The sequence below is a fragment of the Halomarina salina genome (assembly GCF_023074835.1).
Taxonomy (GTDB): Archaea; Halobacteriota; Halobacteria; order Halobacteriales; family Haloarculaceae; genus Halomarina; species Halomarina salina.
In genome coordinates this window covers 1,993,027-2,012,932 of the sequence record NZ_JALLGW010000001.1, presented here as the reverse complement: position 1 = coordinate 2,012,932, position 19,906 = coordinate 1,993,027, and the positions used below count along the sequence as shown (strand labels likewise).

Annotated in this window: 20 protein-coding genes; 8 read left to right on the top strand and 12 right to left on the bottom strand. The window is 65.4% G+C overall.

Going from position 1 to position 19,906, the window contains the following annotated elements; all coding sequences use genetic code 11:
• From MX571_RS10260 to trkA, 5 genes are all read right to left on the bottom strand, one after another.
• Positions 1-390, bottom strand: a complete 390-nt coding sequence (locus tag MX571_RS10260; protein ID WP_247416246.1) for a hypothetical protein — start codon at positions 388-390, stop codon at positions 1-3.
• 60 nt (positions 391-450) lie between these two features.
• Positions 451-585, bottom strand: coding sequence for a transporter (locus tag MX571_RS10255; RefSeq protein WP_247416243.1), 135 nt, complete (start codon positions 583-585; stop codon positions 451-453).
• A 78-nt stretch (positions 586-663) separates the two neighbouring features.
• Positions 664-2,256 carry a TrkH family potassium uptake protein gene (locus MX571_RS10250; protein ID WP_247416240.1) on the bottom strand — a complete coding sequence of 531 codons (1,593 nt, stop codon included), beginning with the start codon at positions 2,254-2,256 and terminating at the stop codon, positions 664-666.
• A 109-nt stretch (positions 2,257-2,365) separates the two neighbouring features.
• Positions 2,366-3,877, bottom strand: coding sequence for a TrkH family potassium uptake protein (locus MX571_RS10245; protein ID WP_247416237.1), 1,512 nt, complete (start codon positions 3,875-3,877; stop codon positions 2,366-2,368).
• Positions 3,878-3,932: 55 nt separating this feature from the next.
• Positions 3,933-5,264 (bottom strand): Trk system potassium transporter TrkA, encoded by a 1,332-nt coding sequence (gene trkA / locus MX571_RS10240; RefSeq protein ID WP_247416235.1) that lies wholly within the window; start codon positions 5,262-5,264, stop codon positions 3,933-3,935.
• A gap of 141 nt (positions 5,265-5,405) precedes the next feature.
• Here trkA and MX571_RS10235 point away from each other — a divergent pair, with 141 nt between their 5' ends.
• The 5 genes from MX571_RS10235 (at position 5,406) to MX571_RS10215 (ending at position 12,521) form a co-directional block, all read left to right on the top strand.
• Positions 5,406-5,816 carry a universal stress protein gene (locus tag MX571_RS10235; protein WP_247416233.1) on the top strand — a complete coding sequence of 137 codons (411 nt, stop codon included), beginning with the start codon at positions 5,406-5,408 and terminating at the stop codon, positions 5,814-5,816.
• 42 nt (positions 5,817-5,858) lie between these two features.
• Entirely contained in the window at positions 5,859-8,129 is a 2,271-nt protein-coding gene (locus MX571_RS10230) for an amino acid permease (protein WP_247416231.1), read from the top strand.
• 107 nt (positions 8,130-8,236) lie between these two features.
• Positions 8,237-10,549, top strand: coding sequence for an amino acid permease (locus tag MX571_RS10225; RefSeq protein WP_247416229.1), 2,313 nt, complete (start codon positions 8,237-8,239; stop codon positions 10,547-10,549).
• 78 nt (positions 10,550-10,627) lie between these two features.
• Positions 10,628-10,954, top strand: a complete 327-nt coding sequence (locus MX571_RS10220; RefSeq protein WP_247416198.1) for a hypothetical protein — start codon at positions 10,628-10,630, stop codon at positions 10,952-10,954.
• A 238-nt stretch (positions 10,955-11,192) separates the two neighbouring features.
• Positions 11,193-12,521: a polysaccharide deacetylase family protein gene (locus MX571_RS10215; protein WP_247416195.1), complete on the top strand. Its 1,329-nt coding sequence runs from the start codon at positions 11,193-11,195 to the stop codon at positions 12,519-12,521.
• Positions 12,522-12,604: 83 nt separating this feature from the next.
• Here the strand turns inward: MX571_RS10215 and MX571_RS10210 are convergent, their stop codons facing one another.
• The 3 genes from MX571_RS10210 to MX571_RS10200 all read right to left on the bottom strand — a co-directional run bounded on the left by MX571_RS10210 (position 12,605) and on the right by MX571_RS10200 (position 14,119).
• Complete coding sequence (locus MX571_RS10210) at positions 12,605-13,084, bottom strand: SHOCT domain-containing protein (protein ID WP_247416192.1); 480 nt, start codon at positions 13,082-13,084, stop codon at positions 12,605-12,607.
• 95 nt (positions 13,085-13,179) lie between these two features.
• Complete coding sequence (locus MX571_RS10205; RefSeq protein ID WP_247416189.1) at positions 13,180-13,800, bottom strand: protein sorting system archaetidylserine decarboxylase; 621 nt, start codon at positions 13,798-13,800, stop codon at positions 13,180-13,182.
• Between the two features lie 106 nt (positions 13,801-13,906).
• Positions 13,907-14,119 (bottom strand): Zn-ribbon domain-containing protein, encoded by a 213-nt coding sequence (locus MX571_RS10200; protein ID WP_247416184.1) that lies wholly within the window; start codon positions 14,117-14,119, stop codon positions 13,907-13,909.
• Positions 14,120-14,265: 146 nt separating this feature from the next.
• On the opposite strand from MX571_RS10200, the gene MX571_RS10195 reads away from it, so the two are divergent.
• The gene (locus tag MX571_RS10195; RefSeq protein ID WP_247416181.1) at positions 14,266-14,472 is read left to right on the top strand and encodes a hypothetical protein; all 207 of its coding nucleotides are present in this window, start codon (positions 14,266-14,268) and stop codon (positions 14,470-14,472) included.
• Positions 14,473-14,640: 168 nt separating this feature from the next.
• Positions 14,641-16,179, top strand: a complete 1,539-nt coding sequence (locus MX571_RS10190; RefSeq protein WP_247416178.1) for a tyrosine-type recombinase/integrase — start codon at positions 14,641-14,643, stop codon at positions 16,177-16,179.
• Here the strand turns inward: MX571_RS10190 and MX571_RS10185 are convergent.
• The 4 genes from MX571_RS10185 to MX571_RS10170 all read right to left on the bottom strand — a co-directional run bounded on the left by MX571_RS10185 (position 16,176) and on the right by MX571_RS10170 (position 18,434).
• On the bottom strand, positions 16,176-16,460 hold the full coding sequence (locus MX571_RS10185; protein ID WP_247416177.1) for a hypothetical protein: 285 nt from the start codon (positions 16,458-16,460) through the stop codon (positions 16,176-16,178). The two genes, MX571_RS10190 and MX571_RS10185, sit on opposite strands and share 4 nt — an antisense overlap.
• A gap of 627 nt (positions 16,461-17,087) precedes the next feature.
• Positions 17,088-17,225, bottom strand: a complete 138-nt coding sequence (locus tag MX571_RS10180) for a hypothetical protein (RefSeq protein WP_247416175.1) — start codon at positions 17,223-17,225, stop codon at positions 17,088-17,090.
• The gene (locus tag MX571_RS10175) at positions 17,222-17,677 is read right to left on the bottom strand and encodes a hypothetical protein (protein ID WP_247416172.1); all 456 of its coding nucleotides are present in this window, start codon (positions 17,675-17,677) and stop codon (positions 17,222-17,224) included. Before MX571_RS10175 ends, MX571_RS10180 begins: the two co-directional genes overlap by 4 nt.
• A 295-nt stretch (positions 17,678-17,972) precedes the next feature.
• Positions 17,973-18,434, bottom strand: coding sequence for a hypothetical protein (locus MX571_RS10170; RefSeq protein ID WP_247416169.1), 462 nt, complete (start codon positions 18,432-18,434; stop codon positions 17,973-17,975).
• 1,196 nt (positions 18,435-19,630) lie between these two features.
• On the opposite strand from MX571_RS10170, the gene MX571_RS10165 reads away from it, so the two are divergent.
• Positions 19,631-19,849 (top strand): hypothetical protein, encoded by a 219-nt coding sequence (locus MX571_RS10165; protein ID WP_247416165.1) that lies wholly within the window; start codon positions 19,631-19,633, stop codon positions 19,847-19,849.
• Positions 19,850-19,906: the final 57 nt, after the last annotated feature.

Sequence of the window (19,906 nt, the reverse complement as noted above, 5' to 3'; positions counted from 1 at the left end):
TCACTCCGTGAGCGTCGTCCGGTCCTCGTCGGCCGCGCCGTGGTCGGCGTCGGGAGCGTCGCCCGCGACTCCCTCGGCGTAGCCGAGTCTGCCCGCGAGCACCGTCGTCCGCAGGATGCGCCAGACCGCGACGGCGATTCGAGTGAGGATGACGAGCGTCCCGACGCCGGAGAGAAACCTGCCGACGTCGGCGATGAGCGTCCCGATATCGACCACGATAGTGGTTGGTGAAGAGTCGAGGACGGGCCCGATATCGACGACGATGGTGGACGGCGGAGCGGTGAGGCCGGTACCGACGGCGGTGAGGACCGCGCCGCCGAACAGCAGGCCGAGGGCTATCCAGAACGCCTCGTCGCGCTGGGAGAGGGCTGTGAGCGTCTGCTGGCTCATAGCCTACGCTCCGTCGCCAGTCGCATAACTGTTCGTCGGTCCGACGGGTTTACCCGGAGGTCAGGACCCGCCCATAGACCGCATCGCGACTCCCGCGAAGATGAGCACGATGCCGATGATGGTCGCGATGGGCGGGATGGGGATGAACAGGAACACGACACCGGCGAGTATCACGAACGTCGACTTCTGAACCATACCACCGATACCCACGGAGGGGGGTTATGGCTGGTGCCTGATTCGACAGTCGGGTCACCAGCGAGCGCGACGTGCGACTCAGGACCGCCAGTACGACCGCGTCAGCAACACGAGCACCGGGAGTATCTCCAGGCGACCGATCCACATCAGGAACACCATGTAGAGCTTCGAGAACCGGGAGAAGTCGAGGTACGACTGCATCGGGCCGACGACGCCGAACCCCGGCCCGACGTTCCCGATGGTGGCGGCGACGGCGCTCATCGACTCGAAGTTGGTGAGCGCCGTACCGGCCCGGTCGGCGTCCGCGAGGAGGACGAGGATGCTCACCAGGAACAACACGAGGTAGAGGACGGTGAACGCGTAGATGCCACGGAGGGCGCGCTCGTCGAGCGCTCGCCCGCCGAGACGGACCGGGCGGACCGCCTCGGGGTGGACCGTCGTGAACAGTTCCCGGCGGATGGACTTCGCGATGACGACCCACCGGACCACCTTGATGGCCCCGCCGGTCGACCCGGCGGACCCGCCGACGAGCATCGCAACGACGAGCAGGTAGCGGGCGGTCCCGTTCCAGGCGTTGAAGTCGACGCTGGCGTATCCCGTCGTGGTCATGATGGAGACGACCTGGAACACCGCGTCCCGGACCGACCGTTCGAGGTCGCCGGGGACCGCCGCCTGCAGGTCCGAGAGGTAACCGGGGTCGATACCGACGACCCCGGACGCCGAGTCCAACAGCCCCGTCCCGGAGAACAGCAACAGCGCGACGGCGGCGCTCAGGACGCCGAGGAGGCCGACGTACGCCCGGAACTCGCCGTCGCGGAACGGCCGTCGGACGTCGCCGTTCACGACCTGCCAGACGAGCGCGAAGTTCACGCCGGCGGCGACCATGAACGGGACGATGACCCACTGGACGGCCGCCGAGAACGCCTCGATGGAGCGTGCCTCCGGGGAGAACCCGCCGGTGGGCATCGTCGTCAACCCGTGTGCGACGGCGTTGTACAGCGTCATCTGCGGGGCGAGGTTCGGCAGCCCGACCATCGGACCGACGACGTGCATGCCGTAGAGGAGCGTCGCTTCGAGGACGGTCAGGCCGATGTACGCCAGCCACAGCACGCGGGCAGTCTCGGCGATGCGGGGCGTGAGCTTCTCGATTCCGGGGCCGGGCGCCTCGGCGTCCATCAACTGCGCGCCGCCCACGGAGAGTTCGGGGAGGATGGCGACGGCCAGCACGACGATGCCCATGCCGCCGAGCCACTGCGTGAGCTGGCGCCACATCATGATGGCCCGAGAGTGCGTGTCGAAGGAGATGTCGCCCATCACCGTCGCGCCCGTCGTGGTGAAGCCGCTCATCGACTCGAACAGCGCGTTGACCGGCTGGGCGAGCGTCCCGTCGCCCGCGAGGAGGTACGGGAGCGTCCCGACGACGGCGACGGTGAGCCAGGTGAGCGCGACCATGAGGAACCCCTCGCGCTGGCCGAGGTCCGGTTCCGGGTCGAGACCCTCCAGCGCGTACCCGACGCCGACGACGAACACGATGGTCGCGACGAACACGAGGACGTCCTCGCCGTAGAACAGCGCCACCGCGAGGGGGAAGGCGAGCGGCACCGAGAGGTATCGCAGGACGGTGCCGACGAGACTCACGCTCGCGCGCCACTCGACCCGGAGGCGACTCATCGACGACCCACCGCTATCACACCCGATGCTCCGACGGCCGAGATATGAATCCACCGTCTTCGAGCGACCCGTCCCCGCGACGCCGCCTCCGAAACCGCCTCACGACAGCCTACGACCGCCAGAACGCGCGGGTGAGGAGCGCCAGGACGGGGAATATCTCGATGCGGCCGACCCACATCATGACGACCATGACGAGCTTCGTCGAGTCGGGGAACGGTTCGTAGCTCCCGTACGGTCCGGCGAACCCGAACGCGGGGCCGATGTTGAGGAACGTCGACGCGGCGGCGCCCATCGCGCCGAACTCCGTCACCTCGACGCCCGCCCGCGAGGCGTCGATGACGACGAACACCGTCAGCAGCCCGAAGATAACGAGGCTCACGAGCGTGTAGGCGTAGATGTCGCGGACGGTGTCCTCGTCGACGGTCTGTCCGGAGAGCCGGACCGGCCGGATGGCGCGCGGGTGGATGGCCGTGAACAGGTCCCGGTGGAACGTCTTGCCGACGACCAGCCAGCGCAGCGTCTTGATGGAGCAGGTCGTCGACCCGGCCATCCCGCCGACGAACATCCCGAGGAAGAGGACGTGGCGCGGCCCGGCCGACCAGAGGTCGAAGTCCACCGTCGCGTACCCCGTCGTCGTCACGATGGACGTCACCTGGAACAGCGTCGTCCTGACCAGTTCCTCGCCGACGGCGTACTCGCCGTCGAGGACGAGCATCGCCCCCACGATGAGCGTCCCGCCGAGGACGACGCCGAGGTAGACGCGGAACTCCTCGCTCTCGCGGAAGCGATCCGTTTCGCCCCGCGTCAGGTGGTAGAGGAGGACGAAGTTCGTCGCGCCGACGAACATGAACGCGATGACCAGCCACTGGACCGCGGGCGAGAACGCCCCGACGCTCTCTGCGCGCGGGGAGAACCCGGCGGTGGCGATGGTCGTCAGCGCGTGCGCGACGGCGTCGTACAGCGTCATCTCCGGGGCGAGGTCGGGCGAGCCGACCGCCCGCCCGACCAGGTGGAGGCCGTAGAGCAGGCCCGTCAGCAGCGCCGTCAGCCCGACGTACAGGCCGCCGAGGAGACGCGCGGTCCCCTCGATGCGGGGAGTGAGTTTCGTGACGTTCTGGGTCCGCGTCTCGGTCTCCATCAACTGCGCCCCGCTGATGGAGAGCTCCGAGAGCAGTCCCACGGCGAGGACGAGGATGCCGAGGCCGCCGAGCCACTGGAGCACCTGCCGCCACATCAGGACCCCACGGCCGTGAGCGTCGTAGTCGTCGATGACCGTCGCACCCGTCGTCGTGATACCGCTCATCGACTCGAACAGCGCGTTGACGGGGTCGGCGAGCGTCCCTTCGCCCGCGACGACGAACGGCACCGCCCCGACGAGCGCGACGGCCAACCACGCGCTGGAGACGAGCAGGAACGCCTCGCGGACACCGGGGTCGCCCCGGTCGAACCGTTCGAGGGCGACCCCCGCGAGGAGAGTGATGGCCAGCGGGGCGAGGAACGGCGCGAGCGGTTCGCGGTACGCCGCCGCGAGCGCGCCGACCGCCGCGATGGGGAGCGCGAGTATCTTCAGAATCGTGCCGAGGATGCTGGCACTGGTCCGCCAGTCGACGCGGACCCGCATCAACGACGCTCGCTCGTCGCCACCGCGTCACGACGTGACGGCGCTGCTCGTCGGGTCACACTTTCGCCGCGACGGCGTCGATGTCCTCGGTCCTGACGAACAGGACGACGTGGTCGCCCACCTGGATGACCGTCTCCCCGCGCGGCGTGACGAAGCTCCCGTCGCGCGTGATGGCCCCGATGACCGTTCCGGCGGGGAGGTCCGGGACGCTCTCGCGGATGGGACGGCCGACGAGCGAACTCTCCTCCTCGACGGTGAGTTCGAGCACCTCCGCCCGGTCGTCCTCGATGATGGCGACGTTCTCGGCGCGCTGTTCGCGGGTGAACCGCGTTATCTCCTCGGCGACGGTTTCACGGGGGTTGACGGCGACGTCGACGCCGACCTCCTCGAACAGTTCGACGTACGCGCCCGTCTCGGTGAGCGAGACGGTGCGGTCCGCGCCGAGACGCTTGGCGATGAGCGACGCCAGCAGGTTCTTCTCGTCGTTGTCGAGTGCCGTGACGACCACGTCGGCGTCGCCGACGTGTTCGCGCTGGAGGAACGAGCGGTCGGTCGCGTCGGACTCCATCACGGTCGTCTTCGGCAGTTGCTCGGCGAGGCTCCGCGCCCGGTCGGGGTCTCGCTCGATGAGCCGCGGGCGGAACCCGCGCTCTTCGAGCAGGCGGGCCACCTGGAAGCCGACCTCGCTCCCGCCGACGATGACGATGTCGTCTGGACCACCGGAGCTCGGCGAGAGGTCTGCGGCGAACTCCCTCGTGCTCTCGGGCGACCCGATGACGATGACCTCGTCGTCGGCCTGGATGCAGGTGTCCCCCGAGGGGATGACGAACTCGTCGTCGCGGATGATGGCCGCGAACGTCAACGAGTCCCACCGGTCGGCCTCGGCGACGGTCTGGTCGGCGACGGGGCTGTCGACGGGTACCTCGAACTGGGCCATCCGCACCGTGCCGCCCGAGAACGTGTCGACGTCCTGAGCGGCGGGGAGACCGATGAGACGGACGACGCTCTCGGCGGTCAGCAGGACGGTACAGACCATGAAGTCGATGCCGAACGCGCCGTCCGCGTTGCGCCACGTGTCGAGATACTGCGTGTCCTTCACGCGGCAGATGGTGAACGCGTCGCTGAGCGTGTCTGCAGTCCCGCAGGTGACGATGTTCGTCTCGTCGTCGTCCGTGCTGGCGATGACGAGGTCGGCGGTCTCGATTCCGGCCTCCACGAGCGTCGAGCGGTCGCCGCCGTCGCCCTCTATGGCCAGCACGTCGAGTTCGTAGGTGAGGTCACCGACCCGGTCGGGGTCGATGTCGACGACGACCACCTCGTGGGTCCCACAGAGGCTGGCGGCGATGCTCTCCCCGACTTCGCCCGCGCCGACGACGATTACGCGCACGCTCCCTCCGAAGTCATGTCGGACACCACACCGCTGAGGTCTAAATCGGTTTTCATCGGACGACGGCGGAACCACCAACCGTTTTGCCGACTGCCGAACAGTGGAGCCTATGGACATCGACACGAACACCCGAGTAGAGACATGACTCTCCTCGCTCACACCCTGGTCCCGGTCGCCGACGCCGACGACGCACGTCTCACCGCCCGGTCGCTGGACCGGTACGACCCCGAGCGGGTCACGGTGTTACACGTCGTCGAGAAGGGGGGCGGCGTCCCGGACAAGACGCCGGTGGAACAGAGCGAAGAACAGGCCGCCGAGGCGTTCGAGGCGTTCCGGGAGACGTTCCCCGACGCCGAGACCGAGGTCCGCTACGGCACCGACATCGTCGACACGGTGTTCGAAGCCGCCCGCGACCTCGACGCGACGGCCGTCGCCTTCCACCCGCGTGGCGGGTCGCGTATCGTCCAGTTGATCTCGGGCGACCGAACGCTCGACCTCGTCACCGAGGGGGACCTGCCGGTCGTCGCCCTCCCCGGAGGCCCCGATGTGTAGCGGCGGCCGAACCGCACCGCTGCACGTCGGAGGCGGGTCCGGATGAGCGGCGACGACCAGGAACTCGCCAAGGACCTCGGACCGCTCGCGGCGCTGACCATCGGCGTCGGGACGATGATCGGTGCGGGCATCTTCGTGTTGCCAGGGCAAGCGGCAGCCGCAGCAGGTCCCGCGGTCGCGCTCTCGTTCGTCGCCGGAGGTATCATCTCACTGTTCACGGCGATGTCGGCGAGCGAACTCGGCACGGCGATGCCGAAGGCTGGCGGGAGTTACTACTACGTCAACCACGCTCTCGGCCCGCTGTTCGGCTCTATCGCCGGGTGGGGGAACTGGATGGGCCTGGCGTTCGCGAGCGCATTCTACACGCTGGGGTTCGGCGAGTACCTCGCCACGTTCCTTCCGATGCCCGACGTGACAACGACACTCGGTCCGCTCGGGACAGTCGGCCTCTCGTCGTTCCAGGTCGGTGCGTTGCTTGCCGGACTGGTGTTCATCGGCGTCAACTACGTCGGAGCGAAAGAGACCGGCCGCCTGCAGACGATAATCGTCGTCATACTGGTTGCCATCCTGACGCTGTTCTCGGTCCTCGGGTTCCTGCAGGCCGACCTCTCGACGCTCCGACCGTTCTTCCCCGAAGAGACTGGCGGCGCGAGCGCGATTCTGCCCGGAACGGCGCTCGTGTTCGTCTCCTTCCTCGGTTTCGCGAAGATAACGACCGTCGCCGAGGAGTTGAAGAACCCCGGACGGAACCTCCCGCTCGCAGTCATCGGGAGTGTCGTCATCGTTACGACGATGTACGCCATCATCATGGTGGTCCTGATGGGTGTCATCAACTGGAAACAGCTCGCGCCGGAGTTCACGACGACGCCCGTCCTCGACGTGGCCGATATCGCCTTCGGTGCGGTCGGACTGGCCGGGGTCGGCATCGCCCTCCTGACGTTCGCGGGACTGCTCGCGACGGCCTCCAGCGCGAACGCTTCCATCCTCGCCTCCTCGCGCATCAACTTCGCGATGGGCCGCGACCGACTCGTCACATCGAAGCTCAGCGACGTCCACCCCCGGTTCGCGACGCCGTACCGGTCCATCGCGGTCACGGGTGCTATCATCATCGCGTTCATCCTCTACGGTGACGTCAAGACGCTCGCAAAAGCCGGGAGCGTCCTCCACCTCATCGTCTACGGGCTGCTCAATCTCGCGCTCATCGTGATGCGACAGTCGGACAGCCCCGACTACCAGCCCGAGTACGAAGTACCGCTGTACCCGGTCGTTCCCATTCTGGGCGCCATCAGTTCGTTCGGACTCATCGCGTTCATGAAGCCGGTCGAAATCGGTCTCGCCGTCGGGTTCGTCGGGTTCGGTATCGTCTGGTACTTCCTCTACGCGAGTTCGAAGACCGACAAGCGAGGCATCCTCGCACAGTACATCCTCTCACAGCCCGACCAGATGCCGGACGCGGCCGTCGACGCCGCGAGCGCCGTCCAGCCGGACGGCGGGGAGTTCCGCGTGATGGTGCCACTGTCGAACCCGTCCAGCGAGACGGACCTGGTCACGCTCGCGGGAGCGATCGCGAAACAGCGTGGCGGCACCGTCGTCGCCACCCACATCGTGACCGTCCCCGACCAGACCTCCCTGGAGTACGGGGCCGAACACGCCGACGAACTGGGCGGCGAGTCCGTCGAGCTGCTCGAACACGCCCGCGAGGACGCCGAAACGTTCGGCGTCCCGGTCGAGACCCACACCGTCATCTCCCACCGCGGGTTCGAAGAGGTGTTCGGCGCGGCCCAGATGTACAACGCCGACCTCGTCGTGATGGGCTGGGGGCCGGACCACGGCTCGCCCGGCCGCGCGGAGGGCGCGATGGACGACCTCACACAGGACGTTCCGTGTGACTTCCTCGTGCTCAAGGACCGCGGGTTCGACCCCGAACGCATCCTCGTCCCGACGGCGGGCGGCCCGGACTCCGACCTCTCCGCCCAGATAGCGGTGTTGCTCCGCGAGCAGTACGGGAGCGAGGTCGTCCTCATGAACGTCGCCGACGACGAGGCGACCGGTCGGCAGTTCCTCGAATCGTGGGCCGCGGACCACGGCCTCTCGGACGCGACGCTCCGTGTCGAGACCGGCGAGGTGGAAGCGTCGATCGAACGCGCCGCCGGGGACGCGACGATGATGATCGTGGGAGCCACCGAGCGTGGTCTCCTCCGACGACTCGTCTCGGGGTCGCTCGTGATGGACGTCGTCGAGGACGTCGACTGCTCCGTGCTGCTGGCAGAACAGCGCCGCGACCGATCGCTCAGGGAGCGCCTCTTCGGCTGACGGAACGGTCTCGAACCCCCGCGTGATTTAGCATTCAGTAATTATCTCCGCGTATTTGGCAGCCGCGTGGAGTCCATTTATATACCTTCAGCAGGTATTCCGCAGCGATGGTCGAACACACGCGGACGCTCGATTTCAAGGTCGCGTTCGCAATCGGTCTCGGGACGATGATCGCGGCGGGTATCTTCTCGCTGTCCGGCACGGCGGTCGCGGCCATCGGGTCGAGCGCCGTCATCGCGTTCGTCATCGCCGCGCTCGTCGCCAGTATCACGGCGGCGGCGTACTCGGAGTTCGCCTCCATCTACTCCGAGAACGGCGGTGGCTACCTGTTCTGTTCGCGGACGTTCGACAGGTTCGACACGCTGAAGTACGGCGTCGGGATGGCGCTGTTCCTCGGATACACGGGGACGACGGCGTTCTACCTCGCCACGATGGACGAGTGGTTCTTCATGTTCATCCTCCCCGAGTCGTTCGCGGTGCTCCCCCGCGGGACGATTGGCGTCCTCGCCGCCATCGCACTCGGTGCGCTCAACGCGCAGGGGACCGAGGAGTCCGGAGGCTTCCAGGTCATCGTCACGGCCGCGAAGGTCGCGGTCCTGTTCGTCTTCATCGGCGGGGCCATCGCCTACGCCGGACCGGGCGAGGCGACGACGACGTTCACCGGTGGCTTCGAGATGGAGGCGGGAGGCATCGTCTCCATCGCCGCGCTGGCGTTCATCACGTTCTTCGGATTCTCCGCCATCGCGGCGAGCGCGGGCGAGATAATCGAACCGACGAAGACCGTGCCGCGAGCCATCGCGGCCAGCATCGTCACGGTCACGGTCCTCTACACGCTCGTCATCGTCGCGATGGTGAACGCACCGGTCCCCAACAGCGTCCTCGAACAGGGTGAGACGGCGATGGGACAGGTCGCCGCCTCGTTCCTCGGCCCCGTCGGCCAGTACCTCATCGTCGCGGGGGCGGTGTTCTCGATGATCAGCGCGTCGAACGCCTCCATCCTCGCGGCGAGCGGTATCGGGGCGTTGATGGGCCGCAACGGGCAGGGGCCGCGTCGGTTCTCGCGTATCCACCCCGACTACGGTACGCCCTCGTGGTCCATCGGGACCGCTACCGCGCTCATCTGTCTCCTGATAATCGTCTTCATGTCGCTGCTCGGCCACCACGGCCTCGTCGCACACGACGTGCTCGGACTCGAACCGCTCACCGGATTCGCGACGTTCAACCTCCTGTTGCCGCTGGCGGTCGTCAACGGGGCGCTCGTCTTCTCGCGGCGCAACCGGCCGAACCTCACGCGAGGGTTCCGGATGCCCGGCAGTCCCGTCCTGCCGGTCGTCGGTATCGTCGCCAACCTCGCGCTCATCTACATGCTGCCGACCGTCGGGGTCCTCATCGGGACTGCCGTCGTCGTCGTCATGCTGGGCGTCTACCTCGCCTGGGGCGGCACGACGCCCGTCGACGAGATGTCCGAACGGGCGAGTCTCGTCACGCCGACGGCGCTGGGCGGGAGCACCTCCGGGGAGGAGTCGCTCTCGAACGCCGAGGCGTTCCGCGTCCTCGTCCCCATCGCGCGCCCCGACCGCGCGCCGAAGTACGTCCGACTCGCCCGGTCGCTGGCCGGTGCCGACCACGAGAACCCGGTCGTCCAACTCGTCACCGTCACGGACACGCCCGACCAGACCCCGAGCGAACTGATGCGCGAGGAGAACGCCGAGCGCCTCACCGCGCTCCGGGAGTCGCTCGCCGAGGCGGACGTCGACACCGACAACCTGCTCGTCGAGTCCCACATCTGTCGGGACATCGGGTTCGACATCGTCCAGACCGCACGCGACGACGGGGCCGACCGCATCATGATGGGCCTCCCCGAGGAGCACCCCGAGGTGACCGAGCGCGTGGAGTACGAGGCACCCTGTGGCGTGCTGTTCGTCGGTGACGTGCCCGAGCCGTCGTCGGACCGACCGCTCGTCATCGGAACGGGGGAAGGCCCCCACCAGGTGGAGCTGCTGTCGATGGTCCGGAGACTCGGCGAAGCGGGCATCCCGGTCGTCGTCGCGAACGTGACGCCGAGCGAGGGGGGCACCAGCGAGCACCCCGAGTCGACCCTCACCCGGCTGGAGGGGGTGGAGGTCGACGTCGTGGACGTCACCGCACCAACCGTCGCCGCTGGCCTGGTGGAGGTGGCCGAGGAACGCGGCGGGACGCTCGTCGTCGGCGCGTCGCGGACGCGCCGTCTCGACCGCTGGATGTTCGGGAGCACCCCCGACCGGGCGGTGGACCTGGCGAACGACCACGACGTGCCAGTCGCCGTCTACGCGCACTCGACCGGCGTGCCCGACGCCATCACGTCGACGCTGTTCCCGGTGTACCGGTACGCCCGGAAGCTGTTCTCCTCCGGCGGCCCCCGGCAAGTGTCGCCGGAGTGAGACGCCGGTCGGCTGACGGCCGTCAGACTATCCTCCAGATACCGAACATTCATTACAGTAGATAGCATTGTGGTAGATGTGAGCGAACTGCCCTGCGTCTCGTGTGGGGCCGACATCCCCGCCGAGGCGTCGAACTGTCCGCACTGTGGACAGCGGCAGATGACGCGCTCGACGGCTATCGGGTACACGACCGTGGGTCTCCCGGTCGTGTTGCTCGGCATCGGCGGTACGCTGGCCCTCGGCGTCCCGTCGCTCCTCGACGCGACCATCGGCGTGCCGGGCCTCGTCGTGACGCTGGTGGCCGTCTACTGTCTCGCCGCCGTCGGGTTCCTCCACGCGTACGCGAAGCGGAGACGACTGCTCGACGAACGGCCCACGCGGAGCGGCGACGAGACGACCCAGTAACGGCCGGTAGTCTCGTCTTACCGACGGTGACCCCCTCCCGTCCCCGTCCAGAGCAACTCACTGCCGACGACTAACGACACGTTAACGCCCGGTTCGTGGCGTCGCCCGGTCGCTGAGGGGAGCGGGGAGCCAGCGAGGCGCGCTCCGCTCGTTCGAACAGCATCCCTCTCTCACGAATGAAACTCACTCCTTAGCAACGTTCTTACCAAGGTAGTGTGGGACGTTGGTCGGGACGAACATGGCACCCAAACATCGCGTGCGCCGTCGTGCCTTCCTCGGAACCGTCGGCGCCGCGTTCGTGGGCCTCGCTGGTTGTTCGGACGACAGTGGTCCCTCCGAAACCGAGACGCGGACCGGGTCGGTCACGAGCACCCCGACGTCGACCCCCGAGAACACCGCGACACCGACGCCCGACGGCACCCCGACCGAGACACAGACCCCCGCACCCCAACAGCCCCCGGCGTGGATGGCCAGCGAAGGGGAGCAGTACACCGACTTCGCCGACCTGGAGGAGAACTGGCAGGTACAGTCCGGTGAGGTCGCCCTCGTCGACAACGAGGGGTTCCTGGGAGGACCGGCCGTTCGGATGACGACGGGCGACGGCGGCGTCGCCCGGATGGAACGGCGGTACTACCAGCCCATCGACTTCTCGGGGCGGGAGTTCTCGATAGCGGTCAAACTCGAAGCGACGGAGGCCTCGGCCACGGAGACGATGATCCGCGTCCAGGACATCAACGGGCGGTCCGCCGAGTACACCGACATCGTCCCCTCGGAGGCGGCGGGCGAGTGGCTCCGCGTCGACGCCGGGGCGAGCAGTCCCGACCCCGTCGACCTCTCGCAGGTGACTCGCATCCGGGTCCAGCACTACGGGCTGGGCGACAACGCCTCGCGGTGTCTCGTCAGCGACCTCCGGACGCACCCAGGCGCCGAGAAGGGAACCGTCGTGTTCGCCTTCGAGGGCGACCACGAGAACAGTTTCTCGCTGGCCTACCCGGTCCTGAACGAGGCGGGCTACGCGGCCGGGGTCTTCCTCGCTCCGGACAACCTCGGCGGGTCGAGCACGCCCACGTCCGACGACTACCAGACGATGCAGTCCGACGGCTGGGACGTCGGACCGCTCACTCTGGGACGACAGCGGCTCACCAGCCTCGGTGGCGAGGAGCGACAGGCGGTCGAAGGTGCCGTCTCGCAGTTGAACGACCAGGGGTTCGACGGGGCGACGAACGTCTTCCGGCCGCCGCGTGGCAGCTACACGGCGGAGACGCTCGGCTACGCAGACGACCTGTTCGACCTGACCTTCGTCGGCGTCGGCGGGTCACTGGGGTCGAACACCTCGCTCTCGGACACGCGGACGGTGCTCTCCGTCGACGCGGACGACCTCTCGCTGGCGACCGACTGCGTCGAGGCCGCCGCGGAGCACCGACAGGTCGCCATGCTCGTCTTCACGACCCGACACCTCACGGACCGGGCGGCGTTCTCGTCGCTCGTCGACCGGGTGTCGGAACTCGAATCCAGCGGCGACGTCGACGTGGTCACGCCGACGGAACTCGCCTCACGCTACGACTGAGCGCGGCAGCGGGCTGAGCGGTAAAGCGCGGCCCCTCACGGACGGCGCAGTCGGGGTACGACGGTCGCGGGAGGGCGTCCGTACTACTCGCGGAGTCTCGCCCGCTCTCTGCGTGCGCGGGCCGTGTCGACGTCGTCGTTGTCGAGTAACCGCCCGAGTCGACGCTCGAACTCCGCTTCGTCCAGTTCGCCGTCGGCGTACCGCCGCTTCAGCGTATCCAGCGCGTCCTCGCGTCTCCGTTCCGGCGGCCGTTCCACGAGCGAGGAGAGCCCCAGCGACCGGGCGACGTCGCTGTGTCGCTCGGCGTGGTTCGCGAGCGACTCCAGGCGACCGCCACGGACGCTGAACTCCGAGCGTTTGACGAGCGTCCACGCCAGCGCCACGACGACGACCACTTCGAGGACGCCGAGGATGGCCGCGGCCGCGACGTACGGGACGACGCTCGTCAGGAACACCGAGACGGGTGCGGAGAGCGTCGCCAGCGCCGTCAGTGCCCCCACCGCGAGCACCGCGACCAGCAGGCACGTCAGCACGACGAACGCGACGAGCAGGGCTGCGAGCATAGCCCGACGTAGCGGCTTCGCACCCATTTATCCACCGCTGGCGAGTCGGGCGCCGCCGTGTCTCCGTCGCTACCGGACGTGTCCGAGGGTCTCCCTCACGCTCGTTCCCGACACTCGACTCCCGGTTCGGCCGCGAGCATCGTCTGCCCGGCGACCACGCGGTCGCCCTCCTCGACGGTCAGGTCCGCCTCGTCGAACCCGGTTGGCAGCACCACGTCGGCACGGCTGCCGAAGGAGATGTGGGCGATGCGGTCGCCGCGTTCGACGGCGTCGCCCGGTTCGACGTAGGGGTGGATGCGCCGCGCGAACCACCCCGCGACGAGCACCACGTCGAACGCGCCGCAGTCGACGCGGACCTGCTCGTTCCGGTCCGAGTCCTTGGAGAAGGCGGGCCTGTTGGCCCCCGGCCGGTGGGTGACCGCCTCGACCGTCCCCGAGAGCGGTGCGCGGTTGACGTGCACGTCGGCCGCGCTCATGTAGACGCCGACGCGGAGGCGACCGTCCGGGTCGCGCCGAATCACCGAGACTCGACCGTCGGCTGGCGACGCGACGCCGCCCGGTGCGACCTGTCGGTCCGGGTCGCGGTAGAACGCGAGGACGAACCCGGTCGTCGCGAGGCCGACGACGGCCGCGACGGGCGAGACGACGACAGCGGCGAGGCTAGCGAGCAACGACACCGTCGCGTACCGCAATCCACCCGGAGCGAAATCGACCATCATCCCCCCGTTCCGTCGCGGGGAAAGTGAACGTAGCGACTCGTCGCGCGACGGGCCACCGACGCGGCGTCGATGTGACGGACGTCGTCACACCCGACGGCATCGGTCAGTCGACCGTGCTTCCTGACGCGTCCGTCCCTCCGTCGGGCGACGCGTCCACCTCGTGGACACCCTCCTCGACCGCTTCGAACGACTCTCCCCCACAGGTCGGGCACGACCGGCCACTCGACAGCTTCGCTTCGCCTCCGTCGTCGAGCCGGCCAGTGAGTACCTTGTCGCAGTCCCCACATCGCACGAGTGCTGGCTGGTCTGACCCCATACGTCTCGAACGGGAGGAACAGGAGGTAATAGCCCTTTCCACTCCCCCCGGGTCGGCACCCGAACCGGGTGGCTCGGAGCCGGGGGCCGGTCCACTCCGAGCAACACGAACTTCTATGCACCTCCTGCGTCTCGGAGGCTGGTACCATGCCGCCAGAGGCGTCCGGCGTAACGAAGGAGGGAGGGATTCCGCGACTACTGACCTGGGGCGGTGGGTTCGTCCTGCTGTTGCTGGCGCTCGGGGCGATCGCGCAGGCGACGCTCCTGTCGGTCCTGGGTGGACTCGTCCTCGTGGTCGTCGCACTCGCCGTCGTCCCTGCTACGAGGGGTCGCATCGAGAACCGACTCCGGTAGCTGTCGGACGGAGCGTGCCGACCGTAGTCGAGTCGGCCGTACAGGAGAGCGTCGAGAGGGGTCTGTCGTGCGTCGAACCGCGTCGAACCGTCAGTCGGCGCTGCCGAACACCTGTCGCGTCATGTGGCGTAGCAACCAAATATCTGAAGCACTTACATTTGAGACACAATGGCCGACGTCAACGACGCGGGCGACCTCAAAGGTAAACTACGTCGACGTAAGGAACAGGTCGTACAAGCAGCGAAACACCCAGATGACCGCGATAAAGACTTCAAAGAACACCTGGACGATGCAGTTATAGACGACCGAGACAAGTCCGCGATAATCAAATACGAGGCGTTCCGGAAAACCCGGGGGAAATCCATCAACACGCGCATAGCTGACACTTCGACACTAAGAAACGCTGCACAGCGTGCTGAATGGCCACTATTAGATTTCGATTTCGATAGGTTGTCCTCACTATTCAGTACCCTCGAAGGCGAATATAATTTGAGTGAGAGTGGGATGTACGGCTATCAACGTGCGTTGAGGGGCTTCTACTATTGGCTTGAGGATGAGACGGAAAAGCACGGAGAGAGGGATTACTCGTGGTATGATAGTATCGCCATCCAGTCTCCCGACGCGTCCAAGCCAGATGACGATGATTTGTTGACGGTCTCTGACGTTGAGTCAATGAAGGAGGCGTGCAACAATAGTCGAGACCGCGCCATCATCGCGTTCTTGAGCGACGGCCACCGAGTGACCCTGGTATCGCAATTGCGAGTCGGGGACGTCGATATCCAGAACACAGACGACCCGACCTGGGAGCCAAATGAGGATGGGGTCGGACAGAAAGGTGTACCAGACTCAGAGCGTACTCTAATCTGGTCTGCAGCCGATGTCCGTCAATGGCTCAGAGACCACCCAGACTCCGAGAATAATCAGGCCCCCTTGTTCACCGTCACAAATTACGACAGTAATAACCCTGAAGAATGTGCGCTGAGCCCTGATGGTATTCGCAGTGCGCTGCGTCGAATAGCAAACAGAGCAGGTGTCGAAGACAAGTCAATCAACCCACATTCGTTCCGTGCTGCCGCTATCACACACTTCGTGAACGACTTGAAACTCACCCCCTCGCAGATTCAGCACATGACTGGGTGGACAGATGATGCATTGCGAATGCTGAACGTCTACGACCGGACAGGGGACAAGACGCGAAACAACAACATCCGTGAGGCTGCAGGGTTGCCCACAGCTGAGGAGGAAGAGAATGAGTCATTTGAAGCGCTTGCGTGCTGGAACTGCGGCGAGGAAGGAATCACTAGCAAGACCTGCCCACGATGTGGCGTGACAACTGACCCAGCAGAACGAGTGGGCGGCACACCAGAGTGGCTGGAACTGTTCGCTGAGATAACCGATGACGAAGGATTCGCGAACGACCTCATAGAGCGACAGGAGGTAACAGATGCGAGCGACCTCGGCTACCTCGGCTATCAACAGGTCACGGAGACTCTGCATGAACACCTCGTGCGACAGGCTGCACGCGCTGATATGGAGGAGGATGACCAAGAGAAGGCGAGAGAAATCGCACGGCAGTGGGACGACCTGTTCGGTGATGACGGGCCCTTGGACGCGCCCGACGACATGGATGTCGACGGAGTAGGAAGCATGGGTGGCACGTCCGGGATACGTGCGCTCCTCAACGATGATGACGACCAGGGAAGCTAATCCAGTACGTCGATGCAGTGGACGTGGCCGATGACCCCGTGGTCGGTCGCCCCCGGTAACAATAACACCGTGCCCGTCAACCCATCTGCGGGCGCGCGATAATCCTCGGGCTCCTCCTCGATTCTGAACGTCACGTCATCACGCTCTCGGACGAACTCGCGACCTCGCAGGTCTCCATGGTGAACATCCGCGACCAGTTCGGACGATGTCTCCCACGACCCGTCAGGATGAATCAGGTGCTCACGCTCGTCGACAACAACCAACAGTTCGGCCCTAGCCATCTGGAGTACAGTGGTCTAGTGTTAGGAGAGACACCAAATAACAGTGGACAACCGTCTCATCCATAGATAATCACGCGACGAACGATGAGTTAGACGAGGCTGAGGCCAGGATGACGATTGCGGCGAGTGCAACGGTGTAGACGAGCGCGAACGCGGCGAGGACGATGAGAACGAGAGACCCCGGACATGGTCATGCGCTCGGTCGCCCACAGTTCCTCTGTGACAACAGACGAACCCTGCGGTCAATTGTGCCGGGTACGATTCAGGTCACGAGTTGAACGCACACCAGAGACACGTCGCCTTGGACGGCGACGACCCGTTGACACACAATCCAGTAATCTTACCGCGGCACTGTTCACACTTCATGTCAATTACAGTCAAACAACGGTGCAAAGACATTACGGCAGGATGAGTCGCGCCGACCGACGACGAAAAAGACGTGAGAGGCCACGCAACGACGAGAGCACTATCAGGGGAGGACCCGACGGTTGGTACCCTGTCATGTTCGTTCGCGTCACTGGTGTCGCCTGCCTACTGTGTGGGCACTGGGAAGATTCGCCCCCGTACTCGGTAGAGGGCTTGCGGTGCTTCTCGCTTCTGAGCTCTACGGACTGACCGAGCCGTAGCTCACCACAGCATGACGAACAGCCACACTGGTACAATAACTGTCACGACCACCATCGAGATGATGAGTCCCGCCACGGCCGCATCAAGGGCCTGCTGACGGAGATGGGCTGCGAACGCCACCGCTAGCCCGTCGCTCATCGGTCTCCGTTTCCGCGAATCGTCGGCTCGGCGTGGTCAGTGGGCCAACACTCAGGACACGGGTCGGCTCCCAGTTCGTCGGCTCTGGGCATACGGGTGAGGACGACGGGTGGGCGGATGGTGTCAGCGGGATGGCAGTCGATATCGGGTGCGACGTGCCCGAGCGGGTGATGATAGTGGTCGTGCTCGACCGGTGAATCGTCGTCCCACGTCACCCACTCCAGCCACACGAGGTCTTCGGGACGGTCGGCAGCGAGCGGGACAGCCGGTGGGTCCTCCAGCCGAGTGAGGTGGGTCGGTGGGCGACGGCGAACCGTCAGCCGCGGGTCGTCCTCCGCGCGTTCGGCCAGTTGGTCCCACCAGGCGTCGTCTTTAGCCGTGAGCGCTTCCAGGAGGTTCTGTATCGATTCATCGACCGCGGCCGGCGGCGACGGACTGGGCGGTTCGACCATGGTTTCGTGTTAGTACGCGGACGATATCAACGGTCGGGTCGCTCAGGTATCCGGGTCGTCTTCATAGTACTCAGCAGTCCGCTTGCACTGCTCGACGAGCGAGCGACGGACGAACTCGTAGTAGCCATTCGGGATACGCCCATTTTCGAACTCCGAGACGACCTCGGACTCACCGGGCTCGTCAGTCGTCCGAATGATTGACGCCTCGCCTTGGATAGCGTTCTCATGTTTTAAGAGCGAGTAGCCGAGATAGACGCGCTCGTTCTCGTGGTCGTCGACGGTAACGTCGGTGGGCTCACGGCCGTAGCGCGCGCGCGCGATACCAGTCCTCGAACTGTTCGTTGCGACCATGCTCACCGAGATTGTACGCCAAGTTCTTCTCACCCTCCTCACGCCACTCATCGCGGAACTGTTTGAGATGCCAGACGACGGCATCCTGGACTGCCTCGACAGGGATATCTAGCTCGTCGAAAATCTCGTATCGTGTCCATTCACGCTCGTACAGCTCGATGACGTCCGATACTGGCACGTCCGAGTCGGTGATGGTCGGTGGGTCGGTACGCTCGTCGACGTGGGGGTGGTCACCGGTGTGTTCTCCAACGGAGACTTCGCCGACGAATCCGCAGTCCGAACACCAGACGACGCGCCCGTTCTGTTCGGTACCCCGAACCGGCGAGAGCCAGTGACGGCCACACTCAGGACAGCCTGTGCCGAGGAATTTCTCGGCATCGCCGTGCCAGGGGGATATGCGGTTCATACACCCTGATAGTGTCACCAATGCAAAGTCTATACGGGGCCATCCACCACTATTGCACCCCGTTCTCGCACCAGTGCCAGAGACTGCCCTGACTGGTTAGCACACATCGCCTCCGCTCGGGATGACCACGACGGCACTCATCTACCTCCCAGAGGTCGACGAGGAGACCACGGTGTCCGGTACAGAGCGCGCGGCAGATACGGTGAGCGACTCAGCGAAATAGGAGGACACCCAGTACAGGAATACTTCGGTTGGTCGTCTGATTAAGCCCACCACCAGCCTATTGTGGTCGGCTCTCGTTCCGTCCGCATGCTAGAAGTACCCGGCTATCTGTTCTGCCCCGACTGCGACCAAGAAACGTACAAAGACTGGGGTGGCGCGACGTGGACTGAGTGCACCGTCTGTGGTAGCGCGGAACGGCGCTGAGCACCCCCTCGGACACCCCTTCTGCTCAACCGCATCAGATTGCGCTGAGAGCGCGCAGTTCATCCACGAATGAGACGATACTCTACCTGGGACGGAGTTGGGCGATTCCGCGGAGCTCTGTGGTGGTATAGCCCCGTTCCAGGTGGTGGCGCTCTACACGTGCGCCCTCGCGCAATACTTCGGGTGGTCAAACCCCCTCAGACCATTTTTCCTTTTGCGCGCGTTACCATGCGCGAGGAAGGGTAGGTGACGGTCTGGTTGCTATCGCTGGTGGAGGTCGAAGAATTAGCTCAGGAGAGAGGGTCCGTCTCCGAGTGAGCGAGTGACATGGCGTATCGTGTGGTGTAGTGGCACGTCGAACACCGTGGTAAGTGATGGTTTCTTCTGTACTGCTCAAAATCAAACAGTAGCGGCGATTCCTCGGGTTCACGGGTCGCACCACTCCCCCTTGTGAAGCATCTCTGTATAGAATATGGGTAGTATAGAGGCTTCCTCGGGTGATGACACCCCATTTCGATAAACCGGCGTTTAGGGGGTCTGACCACCCGTAACTATGCGCGCGCGTGTCTCATCTATTAATAGCTGTCGCCAGCCCGCCTACCTCCGCTCGGTGACTGTGGACCCTTCTAGTCGACCAAGGCGAAGGACGACATAGTATTATAAGTGTCTTAGAGTTTCGACGCGTGAGGGTTTCTGAGGCGCTTTATCTGCTGTTTGTACCCTCCAGACGAAAAGTATTTAAGTAGCATCTCGAATGGGTGATTGTCAAAATGGAGTACAACCCCCTCCCGTTCGACGCCACCTTCCTCGGTGTGCGTACGCTGGACGGAACGAACCGAGCGTCGTTGTCCGACAAGGGTGCGGAGTACCTCACGGCCAGCGACTCCCTCAACGAATCCCAGGACGTCTGTGTCTGGATGGTTCCGGACGTGGGCGTGCTGGTGACGCCCTTGAAGACCCACCCCTCGCTCTCGGAGGTGAGGTTCTAAGAAGACCGAACGGGGGAGAGGTAGTGACTCTCCCCCGAGACAACCCACTAGCGGGTC